Origin of the sequence: Burkholderia sp. 9775_39, from assembly GCF_015712225.1 — a bacterium.
Lineage (GTDB): Bacteria > Pseudomonadota > Gammaproteobacteria > Burkholderiales > Burkholderiaceae > Burkholderia > Burkholderia cenocepacia.
Window position 1 is genome coordinate 195,080 of record NZ_JACCQC010000004.1, and the last position, 12,266, is coordinate 207,345.

Below are 12,266 nucleotides of genomic sequence, written 5' to 3' on the forward strand. Positions count from 1 at the left end.
GGATGATGTTCGACCCGAACGCGCCGGTCGAGATCGTCACGCTGCGTGACGAGCGTGCGAGCGAGGCCGACGCGATCGGCCGCGTGATCCGTGCGGCGTTCGCGGGCGAGCCGCAGGGCGGCGCGTTCGAGCAGCGCATCGTCGACACGCTGCGCGCGGACGGGGCGCTGAGCGTATCGCTCGTCGCGGAGCGCGACGAGCGCATCGTCGGGCACGTCGCGTTCTCGCCGGTCGCGATCGGCGGCGAGCCGGCCGGCAGTCAGCAGTGGTACGGGCTGGCGCCGCTCGCGGTGCGGCCCGATTGCCAGCGGCAGAGCATCGGCGCGGGGCTCGTGCGCACGGGGCTCGACGCATTGCGCCGGCTCGGCGCGCGTGGCTGCGTGGTGCTCGGCGAGCCGGCGTATTACGCGCGTTTCGGATTCGAACCGCACGGCGACATCGTGTTTGCGGGCGTGCCGGCCGAGTATTTCCTCGCGCTGTCGCTCGATGATTCCGCGCCGCTGCCGGCAGGCGACGTGCGTTACCACGACGTGTTTTATCCCGCCTAGCGAACGCTGCGGGCGGGTGACGCCTGGCACAATAAAAAACCGCTCCTCGGAGCGGTTTTTTATTGTGCGTCGGCTAAGCCCCATCGCATCGCGGCACCCCTGTTCGTGCGCGCCAAAAGAAAAAGCCGCTCCGAAGAGCGGCTGATCGATGCGCGTGTGACGCGCGCCGGCGTTACTGGATCTTGGCCTGCTGGCGCAGACCTTCCTCGAACGCCTGCAGCTTCTGCTGCACGAGCTGTTGCGCGATCTGCGCCTTCACCTGGTCGAACGGCGGCGGGGCGATGTCGCGGATGTCGTCGACGCGGATGATGTGCCAGCCGAACTGCGTCTTCACCGGCGTGTCGGTCATCTGGCCTTTCTGCAGCTTCTGCGCGGCCGCCGCGAATTCCGGCACGTACGCCTTCGGATCGGACCAGTCGAGATCGCCGCCGTTCTTGCCCGAACCCGGATCCTTCGAGTATTGCTTCGCGAGATCCTCGAACTTCGCGCCGCCCTTGATCTTCGCGATCAGGTCCTTCGCCTGCTGCTCGTTGTCGACGAGGATGTGGTGCAGGTGATACTCGCGGTTGCCGCCCACGCCCTTGACGAGCTCGTCGTAGCGCGCCTTCACTTCGGCGTCGGTCGGCTGGTTCTTCTTCAGGAAGCCCTCGATCATCGAGCGCAGCACGACGGTCTGCTGCGCGACGGCGACTTGCGCCTTTACGTCCGGACGGTTCGGGATGCCTTCGCGAATCGCTTCCTGCATCAGGATTTCGCGGTTCACGAGCTCCTGGCGCACGGCCTGCTGCAGTTGCGGGCCGTCGGTCTGGCCTTGCTGGACGAGCTGCGCGACCATCGCGTCGGCGCGCGACTTCGGAATCGGCGTGCCGTTGACGACGGCGATGTTCTGGGCGAATGCCGGTGCCGCTGCAAATGCAGCCGCCGCGACCCACAGGCGGGGGGATGTCAGGATCATCGGGAATTCCTAATGAGACTAGATTGAAGATTCGTTGAATTCTTCGGGCGTGTAAGCCACGATCGCGAGCGCGTGAATGCCGCGCTGCATCGCATCAGCGAGCGCATCATACACCAGCCGGTGCCGCGCGACGCGCGGCTTGCCCGCGAACGCGGACGACACGATCGTGACCGTGAAGTGGCCGCCGGCGGCCGCGCCGGCGTGGCCTGCGTGCTGCGCGCTGTCGTCGCGCACGGTGAGCGACAGCGGCGCGAGCGACGCGGTGAGGCGCGCTTCGATCAGCGCGATGCGTTCGTCGGCGGAGGCGTGGAGAAAGGCGTCGGTCATGTCACTCGTCCTTCAGGTACTTCGTGAGCCACAGGCTCTGCAGGATGATGAATACGACCATCGCGCCCGTCGTCCCGAACAGCTTGAAGTTCACCCATTGCGATTCGGTGAAGTTGTGCACCACGTACAGGTTCGCGACGCCGAGCACCGCGAAGAACAGCGCCCACGCGAGGTTCAGCTTGTCCCACACGGGGGACGGCAGCGTGAGCTGCTTGCCCATCATCTTCTCGATCAGGTTCTTGCTGAACGCATAGCGCGCGGCGAGCAACCCGATCGCAAACAGCCAGTACAGCACAGTCGGTTTCCATTGAATGAATTTCTCGTCATGCAGGACGAGGGTGGCGCCACCGAACACGACGATCACGCCGAGGCTGACCCACAGCATCGTGTCGACCTTCCGGTGCCGGAAGGCGACCCATGCGACCTGGGCCAGCGTCGCGACGATCGCGACGGCGGTGGCGGTAAAGATGCCCCAGACCTTGAAGGCGACAAAAAACAGGATGATCGGAAACAGATCGAACAGGAATTTCATGGCGCTCGCAGCTGCGTGACGGGCCGCGGGCGCGGCCTGTCACCGTTGTAGGGACCCGCCAGGCATCGCCGTCGCGGATCGGGGCGGCCAGCCCGGGGCTGGCTGCCGCGGCGATCCGCCCGGCGCCGCTCATTCGTTTTCGGGTCGGGACTCGAAGTTTAACGCAGCCGAATTGATGCAGTACCGCAAACCGGTCTTGTCGCGCGGGCCGTCCTCGAAGACGTGGCCCAGATGCGCGCCGCAGTGGTTGCAGCGCACCTCGACGCGCACCATTCCGTGCGAGTAGTCGATCTTCTCGTCGATCACCTCGCCGTTGAGCGGCTTGAAGTAGCTGGGCCAGCCGCAGCCGGAATGGAACTTGGCGCCGGATTCGAACAGCGGCGTGCTGCAGACGACGCACTTGTAGATGCCGGCATCCTCGGTGTCGGTGTATTCGCCGGTGAACGCGCGCTCGGTCGCCGCGTGCTGCGTGACCTCGTACTGCATCGGCGTGAGCCGGCGGCGCAGCTCGGCGTCGTCTTTCTGGTACGGGAAGGTCTTGTCGTCGGAATCGTGGGACATGGGGGTTCTCCTGATCGGTCGGTCGAGATGCGCGGGTTGCGGGCTCAGGACGAGCAGCTCACTTCGAGCGAGCCGGCCCAGTCGGGCGGCAACGCCGCATACGCTTCATGCTCCGGTTGTTCGTCGAACGGGCGGCGCAGGATCTGCGCGAGCCGCTCGACATCCGAAAAATCCTTTTCCTTCGCGCGCCGGATCGCGACTTCGGCCAGATGGTTGCGAAGCACGTATTTGGGGTTCGCGCGGTTCATTGCAACTGCGCGTGCCACGTCGTCGCGCGTTTCCTCGGACAGCCGCGCGCGATAGAGGTTCGCCCATGCGTCGAACGCTTCACGGTCGATGAAGAGGTCGCGCACGGGCGCGTCGCGGCTCGCGTCGTGCTTCGAGATTTGCGCGAGCCGGCGGAACGTCAGCGTGAAATCCGCGTGGCTCGCATGCATCGTCTCGAGCAGCTTGTTCGCGAGTTCGGCGTCGCCCTCGCGCTCGAGCGCGAGGCCGAGCTTCGCGCGCATCGCGCGTTCGAGCGCGGGGCCGAAGCGTTCCGGAAACTTCGCGAGTACGGCCTGGGCGTCGTCCACCGCGCGCTCGGCGCGCGCATCGTCGTCGGCGATGCCGTGCTGCAGCCCGATCAGCGGCAGAAGCGCCTGAGCGAGGCAGTAGCAGTTCCAGTGCGCGATGCGCGGCTGCATCCGGTACGCATAGCGGCCGCTGGTGTCGGAGTGGTTGCAGATATGGTTCGCATCGAACGCGTCGACGAAGCCGAACGGACCGTAGTCGATCGTCACGCCGAGGATCGACATGTTGTCGGTGTTCATCACGCCGTGGCAGAAACCGACGGCCTGCCATTGCGCGACGAGGTCGGCCGTGCGCAGCGTCGCGGCCTCGAGCAGCGCGAGGTACGGATCGTCCGCGTCGCGGCAGGCCGGATGGAAGCGGTCGATCACGTGATCGGCAAGCTGGCGCAGCAGGTCGGGGCGATCGTTCGAGAAGAAGTGCTCGAAGTGGCCGAAGCGCACGAAGCTTTCCGACACGCGCGTGACGACGGCCGCCGTCTCGATCTCCTCGCGCACCACCGGCTGGTCGGAGCCGATCACCGTCAGCGCGCGCGTGGTCGGGATGCCGAGGTGATGCATCGCTTCCGAGCACAGGAACTCGCGGATCGACGAGCGCAGCACCGCGCGGCCGTCGCCCATCCGCGAATACGGCGTGCGGCCGCCGCCCTTGAGCTGCAGTTCGTAGCGCCGGCCGTCGGTGCCGGGCAATTCGCCGATCGTCAGCGCGCGGCCGTCGCCGAGCTGGCCGGCCCACACGCCGAACTGGTGGCCGGAATAGACCGACGCATACGGCATCGCGTTCGCGGGCCAGTCGCGCGTCGGGTTGCCGGCGAACAGCTCGGCGAAGCCGGGCTGCGCGGCGAGCGTGGGTGGCAGATCGAGCAGCTGCGCGACTTCGTCGGAAAAGCCGACGACGTACGGCGCGGCAAGCGGCGCGGCCGGCAGCCGCGTATGAAACGCGTCGCCGAGCGTGACGAACGCGCGCTCGGCGGGCGCGCCGAGCGTCGCGGCGAGGTCGGGGAGGGTGTCAGCCGCATCGGCTGCGCTTCGGGAAAACGACATGTTGAGCGCCTCTGGGTAAGCCGATATTGTAAGGCGGCGCCGCGCCGCCCGCATGGCGGCCCGCGCGCCGTGCGCCACGCCCGTCCGGGGCCGCTGACGGGCGCACACCAGGGCTGCTTCGCTACGGAAACAGCCCCCAGGCTGGTCACCGATTCGCATCCTCAGGGAGAACAAGACGATGGGTAAGCCGTTGCTGGGCCAGATGATGGATGTGCCGTTGCTCGTGTCGTCGCTGATTTCGCATGCCGCGCGGCACGCCGGCGACACGGAGATCGTGTCGAAGCGCGTGGAAGGCGACCTGCATCGCTACACGTACCGCGATTGCGAACGCCGCGCGAAGCAGCTGGCGCAGGCGCTGGCGCGGCTCGGCGTCGAAACCGGCGACCGCGTCGGCACGCTGGCGTGGAACGGCTACCGGCATCTGGAAGCGTATTACGGGATCGGCGGGATGGGCGCCGTGTGCCACACGATCAATCCGCGCCTGTTTCCCGAACAGATCGCGTACATCGTCAATCACGCGGAAGACCGCTACGTGCTGTTCGACATCAATTTCGCGCCGCTGGTCGACGCGATCGCGCCGCAATGCCCGCACGTGAAGGGCTGGATCGCGATGACGGACGCCGCGCACCTGCCGTCCGCCGCCACGCCGCTGCTCTGCTACGAAACGCTCGTCGAAGCGGAAGACGGCGACTACGACTGGCCGCGCCTCGACGAGCAGCAGGCGTCGGGGCTCTGCTACACGTCCGGCACGACAGGCAACCCGAAGGGCGTGCTGTATTCGAATCGTTCGACCGTGCTGCATGCGTACGGCGCCGCGCTGCCCGACGCGATGAACCTGTCCGCGATGGACGCCGTGCTGCCCGTCGTGCCGATGTTCCACGTCAACGCATGGGGGCTGCCGTACGCGGTGCCGCTGACGGGCGGCAAGCTGGTGCTGCCGGGCAAGGATCTCGACGGGAAATCGCTGTACGAGCTGATGGAGGCCGAGCGCGTGACGTTTTCCGCGGGCGTGCCGACCGTGTGGCTCGGGCTGCTGAACTACATGCGCGAAGCCGGTGTCCGTTTCTCGACGCTGAACCGCACGGTGATCGGCGGCTCCGCGTGCCCGCCCGCGATGCTGCGCACGTTCGAGGACGAATACGGCGTGCGCGTGATCCATGCGTGGGGGATGACCGAACTGTCGCCGCTCGGCACGCTCGCGAAGCTCAACTGGGCGCAGTCGCAGCGGCCGCTCGACGCGCAGCGCCGGCTGCTCGAGAAGCAGGGGCGCGTGATCTGCGGCGTCGACATGCGCATCGTCGGCGACGATGGCCGCGAGCTGCCGTGGGACGGCGTCGCGTTCGGCGAACTGCAGGTGCGCGGGCCGTGGGTGATCGACCACTACTTTCGCGGCGACGCGTCGCCGCTCGCGGACGGCTGGTTCCCGACCGGCGACGTCGCGACGATCGACCCCGACGGCTTCCTGCAGATCACCGACCGCAGCAAGGACGTAATCAAGTCGGGCGGCGAGTGGATCAGTTCGATCGACATCGAGAACGTCGCGATCGCGCATCCGGGCGTGGCCGAAGCCGCCTGCATCGCCTGCGCGCATCCGAAATGGACCGAGCGGCCGCTGCTCGTCGTGGTGCCGCGCGAAGGCGCGAACCTGAGCCGCGACACGCTGCTCGCGTTCTACGAGGGCAAGGTCGCGAAATGGTGGATTCCGGACGACGTCGTGTTCGTCGAATCGCTGCCGCACACCGCGACCGGCAAGCTGCAGAAGCTGAAGCTGCGCGAGACGTTCCGCGACTACGTGTTGCCGACGGCGGTGTGCGAGCCGTAAGCCCCGAGTCGGGCCGGCGCCGGCCCGCGAACGGTCGCCCGACGCCGGTCGCCCGATCCGTCCCCGGATCGGGAACGAAATTCAAATTGAACGACCGTGCTTTTTCGTTGTATGCTGCCTCCGTTCATCCGGACATGCGGCTGTTCGACCGCGCACAATGAAGCGCAGCCAATCCGGCGCGCGATGCATGGAGGCAGGCAGATGGCAGTGGATTACTCGACTCGCGACGGCGTGGCCGTCATCACGCTCAACAATCCGCCCGTCAACGGGCTCGGCCTGTCGACCCGCCAGGGCGTCATGGACGCGCTCGATCGCGCCGCGCAGGACCCGTCGGTCACGGCCATCGTGCTGACCGGCGCGGGCCGCGCGTTCTCGGGCGGTGCCGACATCACCGAATTCAATACGCCGAAGGCGCTGCAGGAGCCGACGCTGCACACCGTGATCCGCGCGGTGGAGGCGAGCGCGAAGCCGGTCGTCGCGGCGCTGCACAGCGTCGTGATGGGCGGCGGCCTCGAGCTCGCGCTCGGCGCGCATTACCGCGTCGCGGCGCCGGGCGCGCAAGTCGCGCTGCCCGAGGTGAAGCTCGGGCTGCTGCCGGGCGCGGGCGGCACGCAACGCCTGCCGCGCGCGGTCGGGCTCGAAACCGCGCTGAACATGATCGTGTCGGGCGCGCCGGTGCCGTCGGAGCAGCTCGCGAAGAGCGGGCTGTTCGACGAAATGGCCGACGGCGACCTGCTCGACGCGGCCGTGGCGTTCGCCCGCAAGGTCGGCGCGCAGAAGGGGCCGCATCCGCGTGTGCGCGATCGCAAGATCGTCCACGACAACGCGGCCGGCTTCATCCAGTTCGCGCGCAATTCCGCGCGGGCCGCCGCGCCGAATTACCCCGCGCCGCACAAGTGCATCGACGCGATCGAGGCCGGCGTGCTGAACGGCTTCGACAAGGGCAGCGTTGCCGAGCGCGAGGGTTTCGTCGCGCTGATGATGACGCCGGAAAGCCGCGCGCTGCGCCACGCATTCTTCGGCGAGCGGGCGGCGAGCAAGATTCCCGACGTGCCGGCCGACACGCCGCTGCGCGAGATCCGCCGGGTCGGCGTGATCGGCGCGGGCACGATGGGCGGCGGGATCGCGATGAACTTCATCAACGCCGGGCTGCCCGTCACGCTGCTCGAGACGAAGCAGGACGCGCTGGAGCGCGGCCTCGCGACGATCCGCAAGAACTACGACGCACAGGTGAAGAAGGGCAAGCTCACGCAGGAGAAGCTCGATGCGCGCATGGCGCTGATCACGCCGACGCTGTCCTACGACGACCTGAAGAACGCCGACCTGATCGTCGAAGCCGTGTTCGAGGAACTCGGCGTGAAGGAGCAGGTGTTCAAGAAGCTCGACGAAGTCGCGAAGCCGGGCGCGATCCTCGCGTCGAACACGTCGACGCTCGACGTCGACAAGATCGCCGCGTTCACGAAGCGCCCGCAGGACGTCGTCGGCATGCACTTCTTCAGCCCGGCGAACGTGATGAAGCTGCTCGAGGTCGTGCGCGGCGCGCAAACCGCGAAGGACGTGCTCGCGACCGTGATGGCGGTGGCGAAGAAGATCCGCAAGACGGCGGTCGTGTCGGGCGTGTGCGACGGCTTCATCGGCAACCGGATGATCGAGCAGTACATCCGCCAGGCACTGTTCATGCTCGAGGAAGGCGCGCTGCCCGCGCAGGTCGATCGCGCGATCGAGAAATTCGGCTTCGCGATGGGGCCGTTCCGGATGAGCGACCTCGCCGGCAACGACATCGGCTGGGCGATCCGCAAGCGGCGCTACGTCGAGCAGCCCGGCCTGCAGTATTCGAAGATCGCCGACCGTCTGTGCGAACAGGGCCGTTTCGGTCAGAAGACGGGCGCCGGCTGGTACGACTACGTGCCGGGCGACCGCAAGGCGAAGCCGTCGTCGCTCGTCGACGAGATGGTCGTCGCGTACTCGAAGGAGCGCGGCGTCGAGCGGCGCAAGATCGGCGACGACGAGATCGTCGAGCGGCTCGTGTTCGCGCTCGTCAACGAAGGCGCGAAGATCCTCGAAGAGAAGATCGCGTCGAAGGCGTCCGACATCGACATGGTCTACCTGACCGGCTATGGCTTCCCGCTGTGGCGCGGCGGCCCGATGCTGTACGCGGATACGGTCGGTCTCTACAACGTCGAGCGCGCGATTCGCCGTTATGCGGCCGCGCCGAACGGCGACGCATGGCAGCTCGCGCCGTCGATCGCGGAACTGGCGAAGGCCGGCCGCGGGTTCAACGGCTGACGCCGCCGTATCGCGGCGCGACCGATCCTGTCTGGAGACATGCAATGAAACGCACCGACGACGTCCTGCTCGTGATCGACGTGCAATACGACTTCATGCCGGGCGGCGCGCTCGCGGTGCCCGACGGCGATGCGGTCGTGCCGGTGATCAACGCACTGGCGCAACGCTTCGACCAGGTCGTGCTCACGCAGGACTGGCATCCGCGCGAACACGTGTCGTTCGCGGCGAACCATCCGGGCCGCGAGCCGTTCTCGACGCTCGCGCTGCCGTACGGCGAGCAGGTGCTGTGGCCCGTGCACTGCGTGCAGGACACCGACGGCGCGGCGCTGCATCGCGACCTCGACATTCCGCACGCGCGGCTCGTGATCCGCAAGGGCGGCGACGCGCAGGTCGACAGCTATTCCGCGTTCGTCGAAGCCGACCGCACGACGCGCACCGGGCTCGCGGGCTATCTGCGCGAACTCGGCGCGAAACGCGTGTGGTGCTGCGGGCTCGCGACCGACTATTGCGTCGCGTGGTCGGCGCTCGATGCGCGCGCGGCAGGCTTCGAAGCCGCGGTGATCAACGATGCGTGCCGTGCGATCGACCTGAACGGGTCGCTCGCGCACGCATGGCAGCAGATGCAGGCAGCGGGTGTCGCGCATGCGACGTCCGCGGGCGCGCGCCCGGTGGCGTAGCGCATTTCCCATCCGATTCAGGACATGAAGCAGGACCGAAGGAGACTCGCATGACCGAAGCCGTAATCGTATCGACCGCACGCACGCCGCTGGCGAAATCCTGGCGCGGTGCATTCAACATGACGCACGGCGCGACGCTCGGCGGCCACGTGGTCGCGGCCGCGCTCGAGCGCGCGAAGCTCGACCCCGCCCGCGTCGAGGACGTGATCATGGGCTGCGCGAACCCCGAAGGCGCGACGGGCGCGAACATCGCGCGGCAGATCGCGTTGCGCGCCGGCTTGCCGGTGAGCGTGCCGGGGATGACGGTGAACCGCTTCTGTTCGTCAGGGCTGCAGACCATCGCGCTGGCCGCGCAGCAGATCATCGCGGGCGAAGGCGAGATCTATGTGGCCGGTGGCGTCGAGTCGATCTCGTGCGTGCAGAACGAGATGAACCGGCACATGATCCAGGAAGGCTGGCTCGTCCAGCACAAGCCCGAGATCTACTGGAACATGCTGCAGACCGCCGAGAACGTCGCGAAGCGCTACGGTATCTCGAAGGAGCGGCAGGACGCGTACGGCGTGCAGTCGCAACTGCGCGCGGCGGCCGCGCAGGAAGCCGGGCTGTTCCGCGACGAGATCGTACCGATCACCGTGCTCGCGGGCATCGCCGACAAGGCGACGGGCCGCCTGTTCACGCACGAAGTGACGGTGTCGGCCGACGAAGGCATCCGGCCCGACACGACGCTCGAAGGCGTGTCGAAGATCCGTTCGGCGGTGCCAGGCGGCGTGATCACCGCGGGCAACGCGAGCCAGTTCTCGGACGGCGCGTCGGCGTGCGTCGTGATGAGCGCCGAGGCCGCGCAGCGCGAAGGGCTGCAGCCGCTGGGTGCGTTCCGCGGCTTCGCGGTGGCCGGCTGCGAACCGGACGAAATGGGCATCGGCCCGGTGTTCGCGGTGCCCAAGCTCCTGAAGCAGGCGGGGCTGAAGGTCGACGACATCGGCCTGTGGGAGCTGAACGAGGCGTTCGCGGTGCAGGTGCTGTATTGCCGCGACACGCTCGGGATCCCTGAGGATCGCCTGAACGTGAACGGCGGCGCGATCGCGGTCGGCCACCCGTACGGCGTGTCGGGCGCACGCCTGACGGGCCATGCGCTGATCGAAGGCAAGCGGCGCGGCGTCAAGTACGTGGTCGTCACGATGTGCATCGGCGGCGGGCAGGGCGCGGCCGGCCTGTTCGAAATCCTCTGATCTTTGACCGGCGGCGGCCGCGGTTGCGCTTTCGCGTCACCGCCCGCCGCCGTGGTGAATCGGCGCGGCGCACGCGCCATTCGCAACGATCGGGAAGTAAAAGGCATGCACCCGGCAATGCCGTTTCCCCTGACTTGTCAAACGAATTGCCCCACCTATACTTGCTCTGACATTTGCCTTTCGGCACGATGGGCCAGATCGTGCGTCGTGCGATCCGTGCCGCGAAGAATCGAACCAACGCAGCAGACCGACCGGGGACCGAATGAGTACGACCTATGCAGCCGGGGAACCGCCGCGCGTCGTCAGCGCGGCCGCGAGGCTCTACGCGAAATGCCTGCTGGTCGGATTCGCGTTGCTGCCCGCCTATCTGATTGCCTATCTGTGGTTCTTCAGCGACCCGGGCGTCGTGTTCGAGAGCCACGCTTTCCATGAAATCGCGATCGCGGCGGCGACGGTCGAAGGCGCGTTCGTCACCTACGTGACGTGGGTGTGCTACCGGTCGTCCGGCGAGCCGCTGCTGCGCTGGCTGACGCTCGGCTTCCTCGGCTTCGCGATGATCTATGCGCTGCACGGGGCGTTCACCGGGATGGCGCACCACAATATCTGGCTGTTCCTGCTGTACGGGCCCGCGTCGCGGTTCGTGATGTCGGCGCTGCTGCTCGCGGGCCTGCTGTCGTATTCGCGTCCGCCCGACCGGCTCGACAAGCGCACGAGCGTGCGCACCTGGCTGCCGTGGATCGTGTTCTTCCTGATCGTCAACGTGGCGGTCGCGTACATCGCCTATTCGCCGGTCGCCGGCGCGCCGGGCACGCGGCTGTCGATGGAAGGCGGCGCGCTGGTGTTTTCGCTGCTGAACGTGTGCCTGCTGCTCGCGCGGCGGATCCGCTCGCCGCTGATGGTGATCTACGGCGTGTCGATCATGGCGTTCGCGCTGTCGTCGCTCGCGTTCATCCTCGGCAAGCCATGGAATCACATGTGGTGGCTCGCGCATGCGATCTTCGCGGGCGGATTCTTCCTGCTCAGTTACGGCGTCGTGCAGGCGCTGCAGACGACGCGCTCGTTCTCGGCGATCTACAGCCAGGAAGACCTGATGAGCCGGCTGTCGGAATCGATGGCGCGCACCGAAAGCGCGCTGCAGGAACTGCGGCGCACGAACCAGAAGCTCGAATACATGGCCGCGACCGATCCGATGACGGGCGCGTCGAACCGCCGGCAGTTCATCGCGCAAGTCGAGCGCGAGATCGTGCGGGCCGAGCGCGACGGCACGCCGTTCTGCCTGCTCGCGCTCGATCTCGACAATTTCAAGAACATCAACGATGCGTACGGGCACCAGATCGGCGACGAGGTGCTGCGCGGCGTCGTGCGCCAGTGCCTCGAGGCGATTCGTCCGGCGGGCGCGCTCGCGCGGGTCGGCGGCGAGGAATTCATGGCGCTGTTGCCCGAGATGCCGCTCGAAGGTGCGCGGATGACGGCCGAGCGCGTACGTTCGTCGATCTCGAGTTCGCCGTTCGGGCTCGACTTCAAGCGCGTGCAGGTGACGGTCAGCGTCGGCGTCGCGCAGTACGGGGTCGACGGCAGCACGGTCGATACGCTGCTGCGGGTGGTCGACGAGCGGCTGTACCAGGCGAAGCGGGAAGGGCGGAATCGCGTGGTGTCGCGGTGATCCGGATTCCTTCGACGTCCCGGCGGCGGGCGTGCCGCCGGGTTTTTTGCATG

General features: G+C 67.5%; 11 protein-coding genes. 6 read left to right on the forward strand and 5 right to left on the reverse strand.

Going from position 1 to position 12,266, the window contains the following annotated elements; translation table 11 throughout:
• The first annotated feature begins 2 nt into the window (after window positions 1-2).
• Window positions 3-548, forward strand: coding sequence for a GNAT family N-acetyltransferase (locus H0X90_RS07685; RefSeq protein WP_077190695.1), 546 nt, complete (start codon window positions 3-5; stop codon window positions 546-548).
• Between the two features lie 172 nt (window positions 549-720).
• Here the strand turns inward: H0X90_RS07685 and H0X90_RS07690 are convergent, their stop codons facing one another.
• From H0X90_RS07690 to H0X90_RS07710, 5 genes are all read right to left on the reverse strand, one after another.
• Window positions 721-1,503, reverse strand: coding sequence for a peptidylprolyl isomerase (locus H0X90_RS07690; RefSeq protein WP_006483903.1), 783 nt, complete (start codon window positions 1,501-1,503; stop codon window positions 721-723).
• Between the two features lie 18 nt (window positions 1,504-1,521).
• Complete coding sequence (locus H0X90_RS07695) at window positions 1,522-1,830, reverse strand: BolA family transcriptional regulator (protein ID WP_006483904.1); 309 nt, start codon at window positions 1,828-1,830, stop codon at window positions 1,522-1,524.
• Window position 1,831: 1 nt separating this feature from the next.
• The gene (locus tag H0X90_RS07700; RefSeq protein WP_006483893.1) at window positions 1,832-2,362 is read right to left on the reverse strand and encodes a septation protein A; all 531 of its coding nucleotides are present in this window, start codon (window positions 2,360-2,362) and stop codon (window positions 1,832-1,834) included.
• A gap of 129 nt (window positions 2,363-2,491) precedes the next feature.
• Entirely contained in the window at window positions 2,492-2,923 is a 432-nt protein-coding gene (gene msrB / locus H0X90_RS07705) for a peptide-methionine (R)-S-oxide reductase MsrB (protein WP_006483891.1), read from the reverse strand.
• A 44-nt stretch (window positions 2,924-2,967) separates the two neighbouring features.
• Window positions 2,968-4,536 (reverse strand): YdiU family protein, encoded by a 1,569-nt coding sequence (locus H0X90_RS07710; protein ID WP_077190666.1) that lies wholly within the window; start codon window positions 4,534-4,536, stop codon window positions 2,968-2,970.
• 178 nt (window positions 4,537-4,714) lie between these two features.
• On the opposite strand from H0X90_RS07710, the gene H0X90_RS07715 reads away from it, so the two are divergent.
• The 5 genes from H0X90_RS07715 (at window position 4,715) to H0X90_RS07735 (ending at window position 12,213) form a co-directional block, all read left to right on the forward strand.
• Window positions 4,715-6,358, forward strand: a complete 1,644-nt coding sequence (locus H0X90_RS07715) for a 3-(methylthio)propionyl-CoA ligase (RefSeq protein WP_077190665.1) — start codon at window positions 4,715-4,717, stop codon at window positions 6,356-6,358.
• Between the two features lie 201 nt (window positions 6,359-6,559).
• On the forward strand, window positions 6,560-8,644 hold the full coding sequence (locus tag H0X90_RS07720) for a 3-hydroxyacyl-CoA dehydrogenase NAD-binding domain-containing protein (RefSeq protein ID WP_077190664.1): 2,085 nt from the start codon (window positions 6,560-6,562) through the stop codon (window positions 8,642-8,644).
• 44 nt (window positions 8,645-8,688) lie between these two features.
• Window positions 8,689-9,321, forward strand: coding sequence for a bifunctional nicotinamidase/pyrazinamidase (gene pncA / locus H0X90_RS07725; protein ID WP_077190663.1), 633 nt, complete (start codon window positions 8,689-8,691; stop codon window positions 9,319-9,321).
• A 50-nt stretch (window positions 9,322-9,371) separates the two neighbouring features.
• On the forward strand, window positions 9,372-10,550 hold the full coding sequence (locus tag H0X90_RS07730) for an acetyl-CoA C-acyltransferase (RefSeq protein WP_077190662.1): 1,179 nt from the start codon (window positions 9,372-9,374) through the stop codon (window positions 10,548-10,550).
• A 262-nt stretch (window positions 10,551-10,812) separates the two neighbouring features.
• Window positions 10,813-12,213, forward strand: a complete 1,401-nt coding sequence (locus tag H0X90_RS07735; protein ID WP_077190661.1) for a GGDEF domain-containing protein — start codon at window positions 10,813-10,815, stop codon at window positions 12,211-12,213.
• The last annotated feature ends 53 nt before the right edge of the window (window positions 12,214-12,266 follow it).